This is a genomic window from Variovorax sp. P2_H12, from assembly GCF_056403395.1.
Genome location: NZ_JBFUFO010000067.1, coordinates 1 through 21,641, shown reverse-complemented (window position 1 = coordinate 21,641; position 21,641 = coordinate 1). Strand labels below are relative to the sequence as shown.

Sequence of the window (21,641 nt, the reverse complement as noted above, 5' to 3'; positions counted from 1 at the left end):
CCGACAGGCTCGACAGATTGGCCAGCGTGCGCTTGCCGACCTTGGAGCCCTCGCGGTAGGACTCGCGCAGCAGCACGGTGGGTGGTGAGCCACGGTTCGGCACGACATGGATGTGCATGCCTACATTAATAGGTCAATTACAAGTAAATRTCAAGTAAATAACATGCCTACATTCAGGAACGCATGAAGCCGCCCAACTCGTTGATTCCAAAGGGAACTACAGGCCAAAAGGCCGCTGGGTGACCGAGGAACTTCGGGTTAGCCGGAGAGATTCGACTGGCAGCAAGCAGTCGAGGCCGTGTGGAAACGGCTGCGTTCAAGGGGCTCGCACGATCCACGGGCCGGTGGCTCAATTCCAACCAGGATTTTTGGGACGCGTCTGCAAAACGCGAGTCGCCTCCTACGATTTCATCTCTGCAATCAGAGTACTTGCACCGAGGATCTTGATTGCTCGCTGGAGGTTGTAGGCTAGAACCTGCAGACTCATCTCGGTTTTCACGTTCGGCAGGGTCTTCGTCAGGAAATGCGTGGACCCCATCCACGCTTTAAGGGTGCCGAACACATGTTCGATGGTTCGCTGCCTGAACTTTGAGGCCTCGGGTGCAGCGTCTAGACGTGCCTGGACTTTTTCTAGTACCTCCTCGTACTCCCATCGACTGATGCGCCGGGCCGGAGCCGGGGTGCATTGCGGCTGCAAATGGCAGCCACCGCAGTTTGACGACCAGTACTTGCGCAAAGCCTTGCCGTCCTCGATCGAAGTGCACCGATAGATGGCGATCTCGCCCGCCGGACAGCGGTACTGGTCCCGGCGCTTGTCATAGACGAAGTCCCGCTTGTCGAATCTGCCTTCAAACCTGCTGTTCGAAGTCAAGGGCTTCGGGACAAGTGTCGCAATGCCTGCACGCTCGCACTCCAAAATTCCGTAGCCCTCGAAGTAGCCTCGGTCCGCCAGCACGATCGGCTTTGGGTGCTCGATGGCTTGCTTGGCCGCCTTCGAGATGGCCGCCAACTGGCCTCGATCAGTTACCGCGTTAGTCACCTCATGGGCGACGATCATGTGGTGCTTGGCGTCGACTGCGGCTTGAACGTTGTATCCCACAACAGCTGAGCCGAGACGGCTCGTCGCCATCGAGCGGGAATCCGGATCGGTCAACGAGATCTGCCTCTCCTGCGTGGACTGCAACTGCCGATCGACGTCAGAGAGCTTGCGCATTTGCTCTTTGATCTTGGCCACCTTCTCCTGCAGGCGCGAGACGCGCTCAGGGAGAACCATCGCAGGATGTCGATCAGCGCGATCGAGTTCGGCGAGGTAGCGGCCGATGCTCTGCTCAAGCTGCTGCATTCGCACCTGGACCTTGTGCTCGTTGAAGTTCTTGCCGCGGTTGTTGACGCCCTTGAACTTGCTTCCATCGACGGCGATGACACCGTCGGCGAAAAGCTTCAGCCGCCGACACAGCACAACGAACTCGCGGCACACCAGGCGGATGGCTTCGCCATGGTCTTTGCGGAAATCCGCGATCGTCTTGAAATCAGGGGCCAAGCGGCCCGTCAGCCACATCAGCTCGACATTGCGCTGTGCCTCGCGCTCAAGGCGTCGGCTGGATTGCACTCGGTTCAGATAGCCGTAGATGTAGATCTTCAGCAGCACCGAAGGGTGGTACGACGGTCGCCCAGTGGCGGCCGGGTCTGCGCCTTCGAAGCCAAGCTGGAAGAGCTTGAGCTCATCGACGAAGACGTCGACGACGCGTATTGGGTTGTCCTCTGCGATGTAGTCGTCCAAGCAATCTGGCAGCAGCGTGATCTGACTACGATCTCCCTGCTCAATGAATCGCTTCATGTGGCAACCCAGTCAGTGGCGTTGTCTCAATCTAGGCGACGGCGTTCACGGATTCAATGCTTTTTCACACGGCCTCAGTCTTGAGCGGATGCCGCTTCGGTGCGGCCCCGCACGGCGCTTCCAACTGTCTCTTGGCCGTTGGAGCCGCCTGCCCGAACCATTCAGTTCTGAAAATACTCGTTTTCAGAACTAAAGCGAAAGCGCGGTGAACTCTGCGATGCTTCATCGCTCTCGCCGCGCTTCGATGGCCAGAGATCCGCGACGCGCTCACCCCCGGGGACTGCCCCGCTCTTGCTGCGCGATGAATGCCCGCACCTCGGGGTAGACCTGCTCGCGCCAGCGGCGTCCGCTGAAGATCCCGTAGTGGCCGGCGCCCTTGACCTCGAAATGCCGCTGCTCCTTGGCCGAGACGCCGGTGCACAGTTCGTGCGCCGCGCGGGTCTGGCCCGAGCCGGCGATATCGTCCAGCTCGCCTTCGACCGTAAGCAGGCCGGTCGAATGGATGTCCTGCGGCCGCACCTGCTCGCGCTCGCCGGAGGGGTTCTTGACTTCCCAGGTGCCGTTCACGAGGTCGAACTTCTGGAACACCGTCCGGATCGTCTCGAGGTAGTAGTCGGCGTCCATGTCGAGCACCGCGTTGTACTCGTCGTAGAACTTGCGGTGGGCCTCGGTGCTGGCGTCATCCCCCTTGATCAGGTCCTTGAAGTAGTCGTAGTGGCTGCTGGCATGGCGGTCGGGGTTCATCGCCACGAAGCCGGTGTGCTGCAGGAAGCCCGGGTAGACGCGCCGTCCGGCGCCCGGGAAGCCGTCCGGCACCCGGTAGATCACGTTGTTCTCGAACCACTCGAAGCTCTTGTTCATCGCCAGGTTGTTGACCGCGGTGGGTGATTTGCGGGCGTCGATCGGGCCGCCCATCATGGTCATCGACAGCGGCGTCTTCTCGCCGCGGCTGGCCATCAGGGATACCGCGGCCAGCACCGGCACGGTGGGCTGGCAGACGCTGATCACGTGGCAGTTGCCGTACTCGGCCCGCAGGTAGCGGATGAAGTCCTCGACGTAGTTGATGTAGTCGTCGAGGTGGAACTCGCCTTCCGACAGCGGCACCAGGCGCGCGTTGGTCCAGTCGGTGATGTAGACCTTGTGGCCCTGGAGCATGGTGCGCACGGTGTCGCGCAGCAAAGTCGCGTAGTGGCCCGACAGCGGCGCCACGATCAGCACCACAGGCTGGCTCTTGAGCGTCTGCAGGGTGTCGGGCTCGTCGGTGAAGCGCTTGAAGCGCCGCAGCTGGCAGAAAGGCTTCTCGATCTCGACGCTTTCATGGATCACGACCTCGTGGCCGTCGACCTTGACCGTCTTGATGCCGAACTCCGGCTTCTCGTAGTCCTTGCCCAGCCGGTACAGGAGGTCGTAGCCGGCGGCCATGCGCTGGGCCATCGGCGTCTGCCCGAGCGCGGCGCCCTGGCCGTAGAGTTTGGAGGCCGCCTGAGCGAAGTCGGCGAACGGCTCCATGAGGGAGCGTTGGGCTTCATGCAGATGATAGAGCATGGCGACGGTTCCTGAGCTGAATGATCGGATCGGCGATCAGCGCGGGCCGAACGCGGGCTTGCGTTTCTCGAGGAACGCGGCCATCCCTTCGATCTGATCCGCGGTCCCGAACAGCGAGTGAAACAGCCGACGCTCGAATATCACGCCGTCCGACAGGCCCGACTCGAACGCGCGGTTCACGCACTCTTTGGCCGCGATGACGCTGAGGCCGCCAAGCGCGCAGATCGCGGCGGCTGCATCGAGCGCTTCGCCCATCAAGCGCTCGACCGTGACGATGCGTGCCACCAGTCCGGCGCGCTCCGCCTCCCGGGCATCCATCATCCGGCTCGTGAGCACCAGGTCCATGGCCTTTGCCTTTCCGACCGCCCGCGGCAGGCGTTGCGTGCCCCCGGCGCCGGGGACGATGCCGAGCCGGATCTCAGGCTGCCCGAACTTGGCGTTCTCGGCCGCGATGATGAAGTCGCACATCATCGCGAGCTCGCAGCCGCCACCCAGCGCGAAGCCTGCCACGGCCGCGATGACGGGCTTGCGGACGCCGCGGATCGTCTCCCAGTTTCGCGTGATCAGGTCCTGCCCATAGGCCGCGGCGAAGTCGTGCGGCGCCAGCGCGGCCACATCGGCGCCAGCGGCGAAGACCTTCTCGCCGCCGGTGATGACGATGCACCCGATGCCGTTGTCGGTATCGCAGGCCCGCAGCGCCGTGCCGAGTTCGTCCATCAGCTGATCGTTGAGCGCGTTCAGCTGCTTGGGGCGATTCAGCGTGATGACGGCGGTTCGGCGTGCCGTGTCACCGTGTTCGGAAATCAGGAGGGTCTCGAAGGGCATGGCTGGTCCCTGGTGGCATTCATTCGGCGCGCTGCTTCACGTAGCGGCCGGGTGCGTCCTCGATCGGCGTGTGTTCGGTGCTTCCGAGCCGCTGGCACGCGACCACCTGCTTGCCCTCGAGCGGCTTGAGCCATTGGCGCCAGTGCTTCCACCAGCTCCCGGGCGACTCCAGAGCACCGGCGAGCCAGGCGTCGGCCGATTCACCTTGCGCCGCGCCGGTCCAGTAGCTGCGCTTGTCCTTCGACGCCGGATTGACGACCCCGGCGATGTGTCCGCTCGCGCCGAGCACGAACTGCGACTTGCCGCCGACCAGCTGCGTGGTCTGGTAGGCCGATCGCCAGGGAACGATGTGATCCTCCTTGGTCGCGAGCACGTAGCAGGGCATGTCGATGCGCCCGAGATCGACCGCCGTCTCGCACATCGTGAGGCGGTCCGGCACGCGCAGGTTGTTCTCGAGGTACATGTTGCGCAGATACCAAGCGTACATCGGCCCCGGCAGGTTGGTCGCGTCGGCGTTCCAGTAAAGCAGGTCGAAGGCAGCGGGGCTCTTGCCCTTGAGGTAATTGCCAATCACGTAGGGCCAGATCAGGTCGTTGGCGCGCAGCGACTGGAACACGAAGCCCAGTTCCGCGCCAGGGTAGATGCCGCCGCGCCCGATCGTTTCCTCGCGCTGCGCCACGCCCTGGGCATCCACGAAGACGCCGAGGTCGCCCGGCTCCGCGAAGTCGAGCATGGTGGTCAGGAACGTCGCGCTGGCCACAGTTCGGTCCCCCTGCGCGCGCAAAACCGCCAGCGCGCTCGCGAGGATGGTTCCGCCGACGCACCACCCCACTGCGTTGACCTTGTCGGCCCCGCTGATGGCCAGTGCAACCTCGATGGCGGCCATCGCGCCGAGCACCAGGTAGTCGTCCCAGGTGATGTGGCCCAGATCGGGGCCGGGATTGCGCCACGACACCAGGAACACCGTCTGGCCCTCCTCGCAGGCGAAGCGCACGAAGGAGTTCTCGGGTTGCAGATCCAGGATGTAAAACTTGTTGATGCACGGCGGCACGATGAGCAGCGGACGCACCGCGACCTTTTCGGTCATCGGCGCGTACTGGATCAGCTGCATTAGCGGATTCTCATAGACCACCGAGCCTTTCGAAACCGCCACGTTGCGGCCGATCTCGAAGGCGCTCTCGTCGGTGATGGAGATGCGTCCCTTGCCGAGGTCGTCGACGAGATGGGTCAGGCCCGCCGTGAAGCTCTGACCGTTGGACTCGAGCGCCAGTTTCAGCACCTCGGGGTTGGTGCCGGCGAAGTTGGCCGGGCTCATCGTGTCGATGAACTGCCGCATGAAGAAGCGCAGCTTGTGCTTGTCCGCCGCTTCGAGCTCGGCGGCATCGGCCAGCTCGCCGAGGAGCCGGGCGTTCAGCAGGTAGTTCTGCTTGAGCAGGCTGAACCACGGATGGCCGCTCCAGGCATCGCCGTGGAAGCGCCGGTCGCCGCGCTCGGCATCGACCACGGTGGTCGATTGCGTGCCGCCGCTGGTGAGCCAGCCGGCCCAGAGCGCCGCCTGCTGTTGCCAGTAGTGCGTCTGGGCCTGCGCGAGCTGCGCGCGATCCACCCCCGTGCCGGCGCCTGCACCGAACATGCGCGTGCCGGATTCGACGAGGCCCTGGACGAACTCGTCCGGAATGTTGAACGGCAGGTTCATGAGCTCCGCCTAGCGGGCTTGCCGGGAAGTCGGCATGACGATGGCGTCGCCGTCGATCACGACCTTGCCCTCCACCGTGCAGATCGTGGTCAGCGTGACGCGCTTCTTCTCGGTCGACAGTTCCTTGACCGTCACTGTGGCCTGCACGGTGTCGCCCGGCCGCACCGGCGCCTTGAACCGCAGGTTCTGCCCGAGGTAAACCGTGCCGGGTCCGGGCAGCCGCCCGGCGATGGCGGCCGAGATCACGCTGGCACTGAGCATGCCGTGCGCGATGCGGCCCCTGAATTGCGTCGTGCGCGCAAACTCCTCGTTGATGTGCACCGCGTTGTTGTCGCCCGAGGCCGCGGCGAACAGCACGATGTCGGCCTCGGTGACGGTCTTCGCGAAGGTGGCGTGCATGCCGATCTCGAGGTCTTCGAAGTCGTAGCCGTTGAGTCGATTCATGGCGTTGTCCTGTGACTGTTTAGGTGAGAGCGAAGGTTCAGGCCACCACGTGCTCGGCCTCGGCCTCGCGCACCGGAGCAGCTTGCTCGACCGGGGCCAGCCGCAGGAAATCCTGCATGCGCTGTTGCTGCAACTGCTTCGCCGCGGCAACGCTCTTCTCCTTCACATGCCCGTAGCCGCGGATCTCGTCGGGCACGCTGGCGAGCGCCACCGCTGCGGCATGGTTGGCCGGGCTCAGGTCGTGCGCTATCTGGTCGAGCAACGCGATGTAGTCCTCGATCAACCGGCGTTCCTCACGCCGCTCGTCGGTCTTGCCGAAGACATCGAGCGCGCCGCCACGAAGGCCCCGCAAGCGCGCCAGCCATTTGAAGGCCGTGCGCATCCACGGGCCGAACTGCTGCTTGAGCAGGTGACCCGTGACCGGATCGCGCCGCGAGATCGTCGGCGGCGCCAGGTTGTACCTGACCGTGTAGCCGTGCTTGAACATGCCGTCCAACTGGGCCAGGAAGGCAGGGTCCGTGTGCAGCCGTGCCACCTCGTACTCGTCCTTGTAGGCCATCAGCTTGTAGAGGTAGCGTGCGGCGGCTTCGCCGAGCGCGGTGGTGCCAGGTGTGCTGCGACCCTCGGCACTCAACACGCGTGCCACGACGGCCGCATAGCGCTTCGCATAGGCCTCGTCCTGGTAGGCGATCAACTCCGGCACGCGGACCTCGAGCAGGCGCCGGACCTCGCCCTGGCCACCCACGGCCTCGACGATCGCACGCGCCTGCGGCGTCATCGGCGCCGGTTGCGCCGCCGCGCCCACCGAGGCGGCGCCCCGCGCGATCTCGGCCGCCACCGCCGCCCGATCCACCACCGCCATGCGACCCCACTGGAAGGCCGCCAGCCCCATCTCGACGCCGACGCCGGCGTTGCGGATGGCCGCCTCGATGGATTCGGCCTTCAGCGGGATCGTGCCGGCCTGGTAGGCCACGCCGACCATGAAGGTGTTGGTCGCCATGCTGTCGCCGAAGAGGCCCTCGGCCAGTGCCTGCCCGTCGAGGAACACGTTGTCGGCCTTTCGCGTCACGCGGTCGATGCCGGCGGTGAGACCGCGCGTGGCCGGGAACAGCACGCGCCGGTTGGCGATCATCTGCCCCGTCGGCGTCTGCGTGGTCGACACCACCGCGATGGTGCGCTCCGGATGGCACTTGTCGAGGTTCTTGGGATCGGTCGCATTGAGGATGTCGAAGCCCAGGTACAGGTCGGCGCGGCCGTCCGAGATCTTGTTCGAGCCGTCGAAGGGTGCGTTCGTGATCTTGATGTCAGAGATCACCGAGCCGCCCTTCTGTGCGAGCCCGGTCTGGTCGAGGCCGATGACATGCTTGCCTTCGAGGCGCGCGGCCGCGGCGATTGTCGCGGTCACGGTCACCGACCCGGTGCCGCCGATGCCCATGATGTGCACGCTGAAGCCGAAGCTCGCGTCGACCTTGGACACCGGATCGGGCAGCGCGCGGTCGAGCACCGGGATGCGGCTCTTCTTCCTTTTCTTCTTCGCGCCCGCCTCGCCCGCGTCCGGCGCGGCGTTGGGCGTGATCGTCAGGAAGGAGGGGCAGAAGCCCTTCACGCAGGAGAAATCCTTGTTGCAGGAAGACTGGTGGATGCGCGTCTTGCGGCCGAACTCGGTTTCCACCGGCTCGACGCTCATGCAGTTCGATTTGACGCCACAGTCGCCGCAGCCCTCGCACACTCGCTCGTTGATGACGGTGAGCTCCACCGGCTCCTCGACCTTGCCGCGGCTGCGCGCCCGGCGCAGTTCGGCCGCGCACTCCTGGTCGTGGACCAGCACCGTGGTGCCGGGGATCGCCGCCAGCGCGCGCTGGGCTTCGTCGAGCCTGTCGCGATGCCACACCTGCGTGCCGCCGACGAGGCTCACGCCCTGGTAGGCCTCCACGTCGTCGGTGGTGACGATCACCTTCTTCACGCCGTTGGCGAGCAAATCCGACACCATGTCGGCCACAGGATGCGCGCCCATGATCTCCTGCCCGCCGGTCATGGAAGTATGGGCGTTGCGCAACAGCTTGAAGGTGATGTTGGCGTTGGTGGACGCCGCGTAACGGATCGCGAGACTGCCCGAGTGGGCGTAGGTGCCGTCGCCCATGTTCTGGAAGATGTGCTGGGTGTCGGTGAACGGCGCCATGCCGATCCATTGCGCGCCTTCCGCGCCCATATGCGTGCCCATGACGACGTTGCGGTCCATCCACATGGCCATCGTGTGGCAGCCGATTCCGGCTGAAACGATGCTTCCGTCGACCGCCTGGGTCGAGCTGTTGTGCGGGCACCCCGAGCAGTACCAGGCGGTGCGCGTGGCAGTGGCGAGCTTGGCGCGCGCATGGATCTCGTCGAGGCGCCTGAGCCAGGCCTCGGCCGATTCGACGCTGGCCTTGCGCGAAAGCCGCTTGGTCAGCGCCCGCCCGATCACGTCCGATTCGAACTCGCCGTAGTGCGGCAGAAGTTCCTTTTCTTCCTCGTCGAACTTGCCGACGATGCGCGGCGCGTTGGCCACGCCGTAGAGTACGTTCTTGGCGAACATCTCCAGGAAGGGCCGCTTCTCCTCGATCACGAAGATCTCTTCCAGCCCCCGCGCAAACTCGCGCACCACCGTGGGCTCCATCGGGAACAGCATGCCCATCTTGAGGATGCGGATGCCGTAGCGGCGCAGCGCCTCGTCGTCCAGACCCAGCTCCAGGAAGGACTGGCGCAGGTCGTTATAGGTCTTACCCGCGGTGATGATGCCGAGCCAGGCGTCGCGGTTCTCGAAAACCACGTTGTTGAGCCTGTTCTCGCGCGCGTAGCGCTTGGCCACCTCGAGGCGGCGGGTGTAGAGCGACTGCTCCATCTCGAGCGCCTCCGCTCGCACGTTCATGCCCAGATTCATGTTCGGCGTGAAGGCCTTGCCGTCGAACATCAGGTCGGGCGTGACGAAGTTCAGCCGCTCCGGCGATACGTCCGCCGTGCCCATGCCGTCGGCCACGTTGGTGACGATTTTCAGGCCCACCCAGAGCCCAGACAGCCGCGACATGTTGTAGCCATGCAGGCCGAGATCGAGGATCTCCTGCACATTGGCCGGGTACAGAGACGGGATTCCCACGTGCATCAGCATCGGCTCGCTTTGGCTGCACAGCGACGAACTCTTGCAGCTCGGATCGTCCCCTGCGATCGCGAGCACGCCGCCGTTTTTGCCGATGCCAGTGTAGTTCGCGTGCTTGAGCGCATCTCCACTGCGGTCCACGCCGGGCGCCTTGCCGTACCAGAGGCCCGTAACGCCGTCGAACTTCTGCTTGCCGACGGTGTGCAACATCTGCGTGCCCCACACGGCGGTAGCCGCCAGGTCCTCGTTGAGTCCGTCGACGAAGTGGATGTGGTTGGCGAGCAGCGTCTTCTCGTTCTTGATGAAGGCGGCGTCCAGCATGCCCACGGGCGAGCCCCGGTAGCCCGAGATGAACATGCCGGTCTTCAGGCCGCGCCGCGTGTCCATGCGGACCTGGTCGAGCGTCAGGCGCACGAGTGCGTCGATCCCGCCCGTATGGAGGGGACCGGTCTCCTGTGTGAACGCGTTAGGGATGTCTTTCTTTGTGGCCATGGGCAGCTTCTCTGGATGGGCGCGCCTCGGTGGGCGCTTTTTCTCGTAGGGCGGGAGGGTCGTCGGGTCGCGTGGTGCGACTCAGCTTCTTCCGCTGCGTGAAGGGGGCGCGAGGCGGCGGCTCAGCTGAAATGAGACGACCGGGTCGTCCGGCGCAGCCGGCTTGCCGCGTCCGCGCGACTTCGCGGTCGTGCCGGCGATGCCCCAGTTCTCTGCTGGCACGTCGTGAATCAGCACGCGCACGCTGTCGCGCGGCGCGCCGACCGCATCCACCAGGACCTGCGTGACCTTCTCGATCACGGCGCGCTTCTGTTCCTCGGGGCGTCCTTCGATCATGTAGATCTGTGCGAATGGCATGGCGCTGCGCTCCTGCGGCTCAGACGAAACGCATCGAGACCGTGCCCAGGTCCTGGAAGCGAACCGCCACGCTGTCGCCGGCCTCCACCGCGATCGCTTCGGTGACGCCGCCGGTCATGATGAAGGTGCCGGCCGGGATCTCCTGGCCCCGCTCGCCCAGGTGGTTGGCCAGCATCGCGACGGCGGCCAGCGGCTGGCCGAGCACCGCGGCGCCCGCAGCCATGCTGACGACCTCGCCATTCTTCTGAAGCACCACGCCCAGCGTGCGCAGGTCGAGCCCTGCCAACTCGCGCATGCGCCCACCGATCACGAAGCGCGAGGCGGAAGTGTTGTCGGCGATCACGCTCTTGAGGTCGAACTTAAAGTCGCGGTAGCGCGAATCGATCACCTCGACCGCCGGAACCACGAAATCGGTGGCGGCCATGACCGCGGCGACGTGACAACCGGGACCCTTGAGCGGCGCCTTGGTGACGATGCAGATCTCGGCCTCGACCTTCGGATGGATCAGCTCGGAGGTCACGATCTCGCCGCCGTCGGGCCGCGCCATGTAGTCGGCGACAAAGCCGAACACCGGGCTGGTGACGCCCATCTGCTTCATCTTGGCGAAGGAGGTCAGCCCCGCCTTCAGGCCAACAATCTTGTGGCCACGGCTCTCCTTGAGGCGGCGCAACTCGTCCTGGATCGCATAGGCATCGCTCCAGTCCATGCCAGGGTAGTCGTCGGTGATCTTGGTGACGTCGCGCGCCTGCAGTTCGGCGGTTTCGAGAAGTTCGGCGAGTCGGGTGATCTCGCTCTTGTCCAGTGTGGTCATGGTGATGTCCTTGCTTCAGATGAATCGCACCGAGGTGCCGCCCAGGCCACCGACGCTGCAGTGGAGGCTGTCGCCGGCCTTCACTGGCACGAGGGGCGATTGAGAGCCCGAGAGAATGATTTCACCGGCCTTCAGGCCGATGCCCAGGCGGCCGAGCGTGTTCGCGAGCCAAGCCACGGCGTTGACCGGCGAGCCCTGCACCGACGCGCCGGTGGAGGTGCTGATGACCTCGCAGTTCTTCTCCAGCACCATGCCCGCGAGCGCCAGGTCGAGATCGCGCGGGCTGCGCCGTTGGCCGCTGAGCGTGAGAACCCCGCAGGAGGCGTTATCGGCGACCGTGTCCTGGATCTTGATCTTCCAGTCCGTGATGCGCGAATCGACGATCTCGAAGCACGGCATCACGCACTCGGTGGCGCGCAGCACGTCGGCGGCGGTCACCCCCGGTCCTTCAAGGTCGCGCTTGAGCAGGAACGCCACCTCGGCCTCGGCCTTCGGCGCGATGAGGCTGTCGACGAGCACGGGCTCGCCCTCGTTGAAGACCATCGCCGACAGCAGTTGGCCGAAATCGGGCTGATCGACCTTCAGCATGTCCATCACGATCTTGCTGGTGACGCCGATCTTCTTGCCGACCACGGTCTCCCCGGCGTCGATGCGGCGCTGGATCATGCGCAGCTGGATCTGGTAGGCGTCCTCGATCGTGATGTCGGGTTCGCGCTCGGTGATCGGAGCGATCGTCTTGCAGCTCAGCAGCGCTTCGTACAGCGCGTCGCCGTAGCCCTGAATTTTCCTGGCTTCCATTTGCTCGTCTCCCTCAGTACTTGACCATGATGTTGCGCAGCTCGGTGTAGAACTCGAGCGAGTGCACGCCGCCCTCACGGCCGATGCCCGACTGCTTGGAGCCACCGAAGGCCGTGCGCAGGTCGCGCAGGAACCAGCTGTTAATCCAGCACAGGCCGACATCGATGCGCACGGCCAGACGGTTGGCGCGGCCCAGGTCGCTCGTGTAGATGGAGGTCGCCAGGCCGTACGGCGTGTCGTTGGCCATGCGCACTACCTCGTCCTCGGTGTCGAAGGGCTGGATGTGGCAACACGGGCCGAAGATCTCCTCGCGCACCACCGCGGCGGTCTCAGGCAGTCCGGTCCAGATGGTGGGCTGGACCCAGGCGCCCTCCTGTAGGTCGATCGGCATGTCGGGAATGCCGCCGCCGGTGACCACGGTCGCGCCCTCTTCGCGTGCACGCTCGTAGTACGACAGCACCTTGGCGCGATGCTCCTGGCTCACCAGCGGCCCGATCTTCGTCGCCGGGTCATCTGGGCGTCCGGGTTTCATGCCCTCGGCCTTGGCCTTGAGCGCATTGACGAACTTTTCGAAGATGGGTCGCTCGACATAGACCCGCTCGGTGCCGAGGCAGACCTGGCCGCAGTTCTCGAAGACCGCGCGCGTCACGGTGTTGACCGCCACCTCGAAATCGCAGTCCGCGAACACCAGTGCGGCGTTCTTGCCGCCGAGTTCGAGCGACACCGGCCGGATCCCTTCGGCCCCCGCCTTCATGATCGCGGTGCCGGTGCCGGTCTCGCCGGTGAAGGTGATGCCGTTGACCCGCGGATGCGAGGTCAGGAAAGCGCCGGCCGAATCGGGGCCGAAGCCGTGCACGACGTTGTAGACCCCCTTGGGCACACCGACCTTGTTCATCACCTCGCCGAGCAGCGTCGCGGTGCTGGGGGTTTCCTCCGAGGGCTTGACCACCACCGTGTTGCCGCAGGCGAGCGCCGGCCCGACCTTCCAGGTCATGAGCAGCAGCGGCAGGTTCCACGGGCACACGACCGCGATCACGCCGCGCGGCACGCGCACCGCGTAGCTCAGCGCGTCCTTGCCGTCGGGCGTGGCCATGCGAAACGACTCGGTCGAGGCGTTCTTGATCGTGTCCGCGAATATCTTGAAGTTGGCCGCGCCGCGCGGGATGTCGACGTGCGAGGCCAGGTGCACCGGCTTGCCGGTGTCGGCGATCTCCGCCTGCAGGAAGTCGTCGAAGCGGTTGTTGATCTCGTCGGCCACGCCGTCGAGCAGCTTGACACGATCATTGACCGAGAGCCTGCCCCAGTCACCTTCGAGCGCCGCATGCGCGGCGTTCACGGCAGCGTCCACCTCGGGCCGGCCGGCCTCGTAGACCTTGCCGACCAGCGAGTTGTCGATCGGCGTGCGCTTCTCGAACACCTTGCCGCTCAGGTTGGTGGCGAATTCGCCATTGATGAAGTTCTTGATCTCTTTCATGTCCGTCCTTTCAATTCTCCAAGTCGACCGCATGCAGACCGGCGCGCGCGCAGGTCTCGTCCTCCTGCTCCGAACCGCCGGAGACGCCGATGCCGCCGATGACCTGCCCTTCGTGGCGCAGCGGCAACCCGCCGCCGAAACACACCATCCGGGGCCGCAACGGGATCCCCTCTCGCACCGCGCCCGAGTGGGTGGCGAGCGCCTCGGTCCAGGCACTGGTCGGCAAGCCGAAGCCCGCCGCCGTGTAGGCCTTGTCGATCGCAATGTCGATCGAATGGAGGAAGGCGCCCGGCATGCGAACGAATGCCGCAAGGTTGCCTCCCGCGTCGACCACCGCGACGTTCACCCGGATGCCGGCCTCCTCGGCCCACCGCGCCGCCCCCGATGCCGCCGCCATTGCGGCTTCCCAGTCGATGACCGCCTGTGTGACAGCCTTCTTCATCAGGTGAACACCGACAGGAAGGCCTCGTTGAGCTGGCGGTCGTGGTAGAAGATCGCCGGCCCGAGCGTCTCGTCGAACCAGGTGATGGCCGGCTTGTCGGGGTAGAAGATGTAGCCGCCCGAGAACACCTCGTTGCGGTTGCCCGAGGGGTCGAAGAAGTAGATGGTCTCGCCGCGCGTGATGCCGTGCCGCGTGGGGCCCAGATCGATCGAGGTCTTCGTGCGCGACAGGATGTCGGCCGCGCGCAGCACCTTCTCCCAGCTGCCGAGCTCGAATGAAGCGTGGTGCAGCTTGCCCTTCACCGGCTGGCGGATGAAGGCGACGTCGTGCGCCTTGTTCGAACAGCTCAGGAAGGCGGCGATCATGAAGTTCTTGTCGGCGCTCGTCATCACGCGCTCGGCGACGCTGAAGCCCAGCACCTCGGTGAACAGCTTGACGGTGCCGTCGAGATCGTCGCCATAGAGCAGACAGTGGTCGAAGCGCGAGGGCGCGATGCCCTTGAGGCCGTCGGGCCACGGATCGGGGTTGATGTCCGGGCCGTCGGTGCCGCAGCCGTTGCCGACCTTGCCCTTGTCGGCATACAACTCCATCACGTGGCCCGTGGGCACCATGAAGCGGAAGCGCTCACCGGTCTCCGGGTGCTCTCCCGCTGGAATCCACGTCATGTCGCTGGCGAGACCCGAGGCTTCCACGTCGGCCGCGAGGCGCTTGAGCGTCGCCGACGATTCGACCTTCCAGCCCATGTAGTCCAGGCCCGCCTCATCGGCCTCGCGCAGAACCACGCTGTGATGGTCGATCTCGTCCCAGGCCTTGAGATAGACCCGGCCCTTGTCGTCACGGCCGGTTTCCACCAGGCCGAGGACATCGACATAGTGCTTGAGCGCCGGCTTGAGTTCGAGCACGCGCATCGCGACGTGCCCCGGGCGCAGAACGCCTGTGATTGCCATCTAGTTCTCCTTGTCTGATTGCTTCATCCGCCCCTCACTCCTGAAATCGAAGCTGAAGGACGTACTCCTGCGGGACTCGACGGCTCGCGCCATCCTTCCCACCACTTCCACCTGCATGTCGCTGCGGGGCTGCACGCGGCACGCCAACGCATGCCCCTGTCGCTGCTCTTCCTCGCTCACCGCCGCGCGGCTCATCTTGTTCATCACGCAGTCGCCCTGCAGCACCCGCACCTTGCAAACCCCGCAGCCCCCGTTGCGGCAACCGACCGGGATGCCCTTGCGGCGAAGCTGTTCCATGGCCTTGAGCAGGTTGTCCTCTCCGGCGCAGGTGTAGCTTTCGTCGGTGTTGGTGATCGTGATGCGGTAGGGCATGCCGGGCGCTTTGCCGGTCTAGTGCCGCGCACTCGCCGGGCGCGGCTGCAGCGGCTCCGACAACGCGTCGTCACGGGCAGCCGCTTCGTGCTGGGCCGATGCCGAGCGCGAATGGTTCACGAGCATCATGGCCACGGCTGCGACGACCGCGGGCACTGCGATCGCCAGGAAGTTCTTCTCGAGCGGCAACTGCATGGCCACCAGCGAACCGATGATGATCGGCGCCAGGATGGCTCCGCTGCGGCCGACGCCCAGCGCCCAGCCGATGCCGGTCGACTTCACGGACATCGGGTAGAACTGGCCGATATAGGCCGAACTCACGATCTGCGTGCCGATCGTGCAGGCACCTGTCAGCGCCACGAACACATACAGCAGCTCGGTCGACATCTTGTAGCCCAGCAGGGCGATCGACACCGCGGCCACCGCGTACATGCCGATCAGCACGTACTTGATGTGGAATCGGTCGGCCAGCAGGCCGCCGCCGATCGCGCCTGCGATCGCGCCGGCATTAAGCGCCAGCACGAAGGACAGCGCCGATCCCAGGCTGTAGCCCGCCGTGATCATCAGCCGCGTGAGCCACGAGCTCAGCGCGTACACCATGAACAGGCACATGAAAGTGGCGATCCAGAACATGATCGTGCTGAAGCCGCGGCCTTCGGCGAACAGGTGGCGGATCGGCGCGCTGTCGATCTTGTCCGCGGCCGGGACCATGAACTGGTCATCGGAGCGCGGGATGTAGCTCGGATCGAGCCGCGACGCGATCCGCTTCAGTTCGCTGGTGCGGCCCTTCGCCAGCAGGTAGGGCATCGATTCCGGCATCGACCTCAGGATGATCGGGATCAGCAGCACGGGCGCACCGGCGGCCAGGAACACCGATTGCCATCCATAGGTCTCGATCAGCCCCTTGCCCAGCAGAGCGGCCAGGATGCTGCCCACCGAGTAGCCGCTGAACATCAGCGTGACCATGATGCTGCGGATCTTGCGGGGCGCGAACTCTGTCATGTGCGCGATCACGTTGGGCATGACGCCGCCGATGCCTAGACCCGCCAGGAACCGGACGACACTGAAGGTGATCTGATCCTTCGCGAGGCCCGCGGCCGCGGTGAACACGCTGAACAGGGCGATGCAGATCGCGATCGTGCGCCGACGACCGATCCGATCGGCCAGCGTGCCGAGCGTGATGGCACCGAACATCATTCCGAACAGCGCCGCGCTCACCATGAACCCCGCGCTGGTCGGGTCGACATTCATGTCCTTCATGATCGACGGCAGCGCGATGCCCATCACCGCGAGGTCATAGCCGTCGAACACGATGATCAGCGCGCACCAGAACAGCACGAGGCCATGGAAGCTGTTGAAGCGCGATTCGTCCGAAAGTCTGTGCACGTCGATTTGACGCATATATGTCTCCTTTGTGGTCTTTCTGAAGGGAGCGGGGCCACCCCCTTCGCCCGCGCCCGGCTGGGTCAGACGTGATAGAAGTCCAACACCGAATCGATGGTGTCGTTGTGGATCACGACATGCTTCTTCAGGATCACCCAGCTGAAGCCTGCGGGCCTGAGTCGGTAGGTGACGTCGCCGTGGAAGGTCGACGACTGACCGAAGCGGTAGACATGCGTCACCCACTTGGCCTTCGCTTCGAGCTGGGAATCGGAGACCTCCTGGATCGCGACGTTGGTGACCAGGTGCAGCGTGCGCGGCATCGGGGTCGAAGCGGCCGATTTGCCGGTGCCGATGCGGAACACGCGGTCCTCGAGGCCGGCGCGGTTCGCGTAGTACATCAGCGACATGCCGCGCTTGGGATCGGTGGTGTAGACATGCTCCGAGTCCCATTGGGGAATATGGAACTCGGACTCCTCGTCGAAGAGCTCCAGGTAGTCCACCCATTCGCGGCGGTCGCACAGGTCCGCCTTGCGATAGAGAAACTGCTCGACGCTCTGTTGCAGGTCGCCCATCATTGCTTTGCTCCTTCCGCGTCGCGGCTCTTGGTGTCGAGGCCCCTGAGCAGCGCATCGCGCCAGGCGCCGTGCTGGTTGGCGTAGAGCCCTTCATGCGTGAGTTCGCTGCCCGTCAGCACCGGTCGGATCCCGAGCGTCTCGGCGTTTGCCGTGCTGCCCTTGATCCACTTGTCGCAGCCGCGCGAGATGTCATTCCACTTCTCCATGCGGCCCTGGAAACCGCGCTGCGCTTCACGGAACTCGGTCAGGTCGTCGGGCGTTCCCATGCCCGAGACGTTGAAGAAGTCCTCGAACTGGCGGATGCGGTTCTCGCGGTCGGCGTCGGACTCGCCCTTGACGCCGATGCACTGGCTCAGGATCTCGGTCTTGTTCCAGGCCACCGGCCGGATGATGCGAAGCTGCGAGCTGATCTGGTCCATGAAGAACAGGCTCGGGTAGACGTTCAGGTTGCGCAGCCGATGCATCATCCATTCGGCTTTCTGCTGCCCGTATTCCCTGACCAGCCGAGGCATCACCGTGGCATAGCCGGGGCGGACGTCCGGGTTCGGCATCTCGCTGAAGAGCACGCTGTGGCCATTGGGGAAAGAGAACCAGCCGTCGTCCGTGGCGTCGTCGCCCGCCCCGAGCTTGCGGTAGTCGAGCGTGTTGGCGTCCGCCGCGCCCTTCTTGGCGTTGATCTCCGCGCGGTGCGTCACCGTGGCCACGTAGTTGTAGTGCACCGTGCTCACGTGGTAGCCGTCGAGGCCGTTCTCGTTCTGCAGCTTCCAGTTGCCCGCGAAGGTGTAGTGGCCCTTGCCCGGCAGCACCTCGAGTTCGCCGGTCGGCGACTGGGCGACCATGAGGTCGAGAAAGACCTTGGCATCTCCGAGGTAGTCCTCGAGCGACATGGTGCCTTCGTTGTCGAGGTTCACGAAGACGAAGCCCTTGTAGCTCGCGATGCGCGCCTTCTTGAGGTTGCGCTGCGAGAGATCGAAGCCCTCCGGATACTCCGATGGGGCCTTCACCTTCAGCAGCTTGCCGTCGGAGCGGAAGGTCCACGCGTGGAACGAACAAACGAAGGTCGACTGGTGGCCGCGGCTGACGCGCGTCAGGGTCGCCCCGCGGTGCGCGCAGGCGTTGACGAGCGCGTTGAGCTGGCCGTTGCTGTCCCGTGTGATGATCAGGGGCTGCCGCCCCGCCTTCATGGTCACGAAGTTGTTGGGCTTGCTGATCTCGCTCTCGTGGCAGGCGTAGATCCAGTTCTTCTCGAAGACCATCTCCATTTCGAGCTCGAACAGCTCGGGCTCGGTGAACATGGCGCGTGCCACCCGATAGATGTTCTCTTCCGGACGAAAGTCCAGGCATCCCGAGATGAACTCTCGCCAATCATTCGCTGATCTTGCAATCGACATGGTGTCTCCGTTAATGAATAGTTGCAGGCGCTTCAGCTGTGCTTCATCGACCTGCGCAGGACCACGGGCGCGCCGTCGGCGACCTTCTTCGTGATCCAGGTCGAGAGCGCCGAATCCATGTAGTCGGTATGGCCGGGGAACCAGTCGGCCAGTGCCCGGGCCAGCTCGCGGCCGGTCTCCACATCGCCATCGGCGACCAGCGCCCGAACCTCCCGAACCGATGCCAGCACGCGCTCGTGCTCGTCCGCGTGGCAATCCCGTGCCGGGAAGCCGTAGCGGTCCATCTGCGTCTCTTCGGACGCGAAGTGCGCCTCGACATGCGACGCGAAAGCGCCCAGGAGGCAGGCGAAGTTCTTCTCGCCGGCGCCCAGCATCGCATTCACGAGTTCGACGAACTCGCGGTGCGTGTCGTCCATGGCGGGGTGCCCGACCAAGAAGCGGTCGTCCCACGCGAAATCGATCGCGACGTTCATCGATGCGCCTTGCTTGATTGGAGTGGAAGGAGCGCGCTAGCCGATGCTCGCGGCGAACTTCTCGAAGTGGAACGATGCTGATTTGACGTTCACGTCGCGCAGGTGATTGGCGACCGCCTCGACCATCGGCGGCGGGCCGCAGAGGTAGATGTCGACTTCACCGTCGTTGAGGTGCGCGGGCTCGATGTGGTGCGTGACATAGCCCTTCTTTGGCAGCTCGCTGTTGGCATCCACCACACACACCGCGTAGCTGAAGTTCTGGATCTGCTTCGTGAACGCTTCCAGCTTGTCCGTCTCGACCACGTCGCGGTCCATGTTGACGCCGTAGAGCAGATGGATCGGGTGGGCGCTGCCGCCGGCAACGGCGATCTTGTCCAGCATCGCGAGGAATGGCGCGAGGCCGGTGCCGCCCGCCAGCATGAGCATCGGGCGCTGGATCGCACGCAGGTAGAAGCTGCCGAAGGGGCCGGTCAGCGAGAGGCCGACGCCGGGCTTCGCACGCTGGCTCAGAAAGCCGCTCATGAGTCCGCCGGGCACGTTGCGGATCAGGAAGGACACGGTGTCGCTTCCGGCTGCGAGCGAGCTGAACGAATACGCACGCTGTCGCCGCTCTTCACCGGGCACCTGGAGGTTCGCGTACTGGCCGGGGAGGAAGCTGAGCGTCTTCAGTCCCGCGCCGCGCAGCACCAGGCTGAAGGTGCTGTCCGAGAGCTTTCGGACCTCGACGATCTCGGTCTCGTAGTTCTCCTGCCTGGTGTTGCAGGCGGTCGAATCGGTCGGCACGAGCACCACGCAATCGGCCTTGGGGCGCATCTGGCAGGCCAGCGCATAGCCGTTGTCGGCCTCGTCCTTGCTGAGCGCGTCCTCGATATAGTCGCCGAGCGAGTAGTCGCCGGACTCGATCCGGCACTTGCAGGTCGAGCAGGCGCCTTCCCGGCAATCCATCGGAACGTTGATGCCCTGGCGGTAAGCCGCATCGACCACCGACTCCGTGCCGCTGCACTGGATGAAGCGCGTCACGCCATCCTCGAAATTGAGCGCAATGTTGTAGCTCACAGACCTGACTCCGTTTTTCTCGTGGTGTTCATCGTGGGACCACGCGGGTCGTTCGATGTGGAGCTGAGTCTAGGAAGACGACCTGCTTCGATCTATCCGCAATCTGCCGAGCGATGGCCGCCGCGGATCCGAATCTTGCAATGCACGGTGACGACTGTTCGCGGCTTGCGAGATCCCTGCCCGCGACTGTCCGCTTCTTGCAAAAGCCTGCAGCAGAAGGGTCTGGCGTCCTTCACGCGACTGCAGCGCGATGCAGAATTTCGTGCCCCGCAACACCCGAGCGACGGATTTCGCATGATCGTTCTGCAGCGCCCTCACGGCATTCGGCTGTTCTTCGTTCTCAAGGGCTCGGTGCTCCGGCGCATCGCGCCCGCGGTGGCGACATGCACCGCGCTGGCCATCGCCGTGACGCTGTCGCGCGGCTACCTGTTCGACTGGAAGGTCACGCTGACCGCAGTGCCGTTCTCGATCATCGGACTCGCGCTGTCCATCTTCCTGGGCTTTCGCAACAGCGCGGCCTTCGACCGCTACTGGGAAGCGCGCAAGCTCTGGGGTGAACTGATCCACAGGTCGCGCAGCCTCGCGAGGCAGACGCAGAGTCTCATCGCGGACCCGGACCCCCTCGCGGCGGGTGATGGCTGCAGCGATGTGCGGGTGACACTCCTCCGACGCAGCATCGCGTTCGCACATGCCTTGCGTCACCAGTTGCGGGGCAGTGCGTCGCAGGCCGATGTCAGGTCCTTTCTCGACGCCGCCGAGGCAGCGGCATTCGCGAAGGCACGCAATGGCACGTCGTACCTGCTTCGCCGCATTGACCTGGGTGCGGCGGTGCGCGCGGGACGCATCGACCCTCGACTCGCCGCGCAGCTCGATGAGACGCTGTCAGGCATGACGGCCGTCGCCGCGGGCTGCGAGCGGATCCGTTCGACCCCGATCCCTTTCGTCTGCACGCTCCTGCTCCACCGGACGGCGACCTTGTTCTGCTTCCTCCTGCCCTTCGGCCTGGTCGACTTGACGGGCTACGTGACGCCGGTCGTGGTGGCCTTCGTGGCCTACACCTTCTTCGGTCTGGCCGCCGTCGGCGACGAGATCGAAGAGTCATTCGGCACCGAAGCGCACCACCTGCCGTTGCACGCACTCTGCCGCACCATCGAGATCGATGCGCGCTTGAGCTGAATCACGCGCGTGGTGCTTCAGCAAGTTGTGGATGGCGTCCGGCGGACGCCGCGCAGATTTCGGATAGCCCTCTGCGCCCGCATCTCCCTAGTGTCGTGAGTTAGAAGTTCATTGAACTAATCAAGGAGCGCCGAATCGATCGTGTACCGTATGCACACGACGAGGCGGCCATGCGAGGAAGACCTAAGACAGAACTGGTGCTGAGCGAAACCGAACGCGAGCAACTCACGGCGCTGACGCTGCGGCGCAAGACCGCACAGGCTTTGGGGTTGCGCGCTCGCGTCGTTCTGGCCTGCGCCGAAGGCGTGGACAACAAGGTGGTTGCGAGCCGCCAGCGCGTGACGCAGCAGACGGTTTCGAAGTGGCGCGCCCGATTCGTCGAGCATCGGCTGGACGGGCTACTGGACGCCCCTCGGC

Annotated in this window: 19 protein-coding genes and 1 pseudogene; 2 read left to right on the top strand and 18 right to left on the bottom strand. The window is 64.9% G+C overall.

Annotation, left to right across the window (positions count from 1 at the left end; translation table 11 throughout):
- Window positions 1-400: 400 nt before the first annotated feature.
- The 18 genes and pseudogenes from AC1DYK_RS33585 to benC all read right to left on the bottom strand — a co-directional run bounded on the left by AC1DYK_RS33585 (window position 401) and on the right by benC (window position 20,048).
- Window positions 401-1,837, bottom strand: a complete 1,437-nt coding sequence (locus tag AC1DYK_RS33585; protein WP_478170232.1) for an IS1182 family transposase — start codon at window positions 1,835-1,837, stop codon at window positions 401-403.
- 267 nt (window positions 1,838-2,104) lie between these two features.
- The gene (locus AC1DYK_RS33580; RefSeq protein ID WP_478170231.1) at window positions 2,105-3,382 is read right to left on the bottom strand and encodes a polyhydroxyalkanoate depolymerase; all 1,278 of its coding nucleotides are present in this window, start codon (window positions 3,380-3,382) and stop codon (window positions 2,105-2,107) included.
- Between the two features lie 36 nt (window positions 3,383-3,418).
- Window positions 3,419-4,207: an enoyl-CoA hydratase gene (locus AC1DYK_RS33575; RefSeq protein WP_478170230.1), complete on the bottom strand. Its 789-nt coding sequence runs from the start codon at window positions 4,205-4,207 to the stop codon at window positions 3,419-3,421.
- 19 nt (window positions 4,208-4,226) lie between these two features.
- Window positions 4,227-5,903 (bottom strand): class I poly(R)-hydroxyalkanoic acid synthase, encoded by a 1,677-nt coding sequence (gene phaC, locus AC1DYK_RS33570; RefSeq protein ID WP_478170229.1) that lies wholly within the window; start codon window positions 5,901-5,903, stop codon window positions 4,227-4,229.
- A 9-nt stretch (window positions 5,904-5,912) separates the two neighbouring features.
- A complete protein-coding gene (locus AC1DYK_RS33565) occupies window positions 5,913-6,347 on the bottom strand; it encodes a MaoC family dehydratase (protein WP_478170228.1) in 435 nt (144 codons plus the stop codon).
- A gap of 37 nt (window positions 6,348-6,384) precedes the next feature.
- Complete coding sequence (locus AC1DYK_RS33560; RefSeq protein ID WP_478170233.1) at window positions 6,385-9,975, bottom strand: indolepyruvate ferredoxin oxidoreductase family protein; 3,591 nt, start codon at window positions 9,973-9,975, stop codon at window positions 6,385-6,387.
- 162 nt (window positions 9,976-10,137) lie between these two features.
- A pseudogene (locus AC1DYK_RS33555) lies at window positions 10,138-10,326 on the bottom strand (2-hydroxymuconate tautomerase); the annotation flags it as partial.
- A gap of 19 nt (window positions 10,327-10,345) precedes the next feature.
- Entirely contained in the window at window positions 10,346-11,137 is a 792-nt protein-coding gene (dmpH, locus tag AC1DYK_RS33550; RefSeq protein ID WP_478170227.1) for a 2-oxo-3-hexenedioate decarboxylase, read from the bottom strand.
- A 15-nt stretch (window positions 11,138-11,152) separates the two neighbouring features.
- Complete coding sequence (gene dmpE, locus AC1DYK_RS33545) at window positions 11,153-11,935, bottom strand: 2-oxopent-4-enoate hydratase (protein ID WP_478170226.1); 783 nt, start codon at window positions 11,933-11,935, stop codon at window positions 11,153-11,155.
- Window positions 11,936-11,948: 13 nt separating this feature from the next.
- Complete coding sequence (locus tag AC1DYK_RS33540) at window positions 11,949-13,409, bottom strand: 2-hydroxymuconic semialdehyde dehydrogenase (protein ID WP_478170225.1); 1,461 nt, start codon at window positions 13,407-13,409, stop codon at window positions 11,949-11,951.
- Between the two features lie 10 nt (window positions 13,410-13,419).
- Window positions 13,420-13,851: a GlcG/HbpS family heme-binding protein gene (locus AC1DYK_RS33535; protein ID WP_478170224.1), complete on the bottom strand. Its 432-nt coding sequence runs from the start codon at window positions 13,849-13,851 to the stop codon at window positions 13,420-13,422.
- Complete coding sequence (locus AC1DYK_RS33530; RefSeq protein WP_478170223.1) at window positions 13,851-14,798, bottom strand: catechol 2,3-dioxygenase; 948 nt, start codon at window positions 14,796-14,798, stop codon at window positions 13,851-13,853. The genes AC1DYK_RS33535 and AC1DYK_RS33530 overlap by 1 nt, the downstream gene beginning before the upstream one ends.
- Entirely contained in the window at window positions 14,799-15,170 is a 372-nt protein-coding gene (locus AC1DYK_RS33525) for a 2Fe-2S iron-sulfur cluster-binding protein (protein ID WP_478170222.1), read from the bottom strand.
- 18 nt (window positions 15,171-15,188) lie between these two features.
- Window positions 15,189-16,571 (bottom strand): MFS transporter, encoded by a 1,383-nt coding sequence (locus tag AC1DYK_RS33520; protein WP_478170221.1) that lies wholly within the window; start codon window positions 16,569-16,571, stop codon window positions 15,189-15,191.
- A 65-nt stretch (window positions 16,572-16,636) separates the two neighbouring features.
- Window positions 16,637-17,125: an anthranilate 1,2-dioxygenase small subunit gene (gene antB, locus AC1DYK_RS33515; RefSeq protein ID WP_478170220.1), complete on the bottom strand. Its 489-nt coding sequence runs from the start codon at window positions 17,123-17,125 to the stop codon at window positions 16,637-16,639.
- Window positions 17,125-18,519, bottom strand: a complete 1,395-nt coding sequence (gene antA, locus AC1DYK_RS33510) for an anthranilate 1,2-dioxygenase large subunit (RefSeq protein WP_478170219.1) — start codon at window positions 18,517-18,519, stop codon at window positions 17,125-17,127. Before antA ends, antB begins: the two co-directional genes overlap by 1 nt.
- 32 nt (window positions 18,520-18,551) lie before the next feature.
- Window positions 18,552-18,992, bottom strand: a complete 441-nt coding sequence (locus AC1DYK_RS33505; protein ID WP_478170218.1) for a bacteriohemerythrin — start codon at window positions 18,990-18,992, stop codon at window positions 18,552-18,554.
- 36 nt (window positions 18,993-19,028) lie between these two features.
- A complete protein-coding gene (gene benC / locus AC1DYK_RS33500; RefSeq protein WP_478170217.1) occupies window positions 19,029-20,048 on the bottom strand; it encodes a benzoate 1,2-dioxygenase electron transfer component BenC in 1,020 nt (339 codons plus the stop codon).
- Between the two features lie 294 nt (window positions 20,049-20,342).
- On the opposite strand from benC, the gene AC1DYK_RS33495 reads away from it, so the two are divergent.
- A complete protein-coding gene (locus tag AC1DYK_RS33495) occupies window positions 20,343-21,224 on the top strand; it encodes a bestrophin family protein (RefSeq protein ID WP_478170216.1) in 882 nt (293 codons plus the stop codon).
- 170 nt (window positions 21,225-21,394) lie between these two features.
- Window positions 21,395-21,641: helix-turn-helix domain-containing protein (locus AC1DYK_RS33490; RefSeq protein WP_478170215.1), on the top strand; the 247-nt coding region annotated here is incomplete at its 3' end.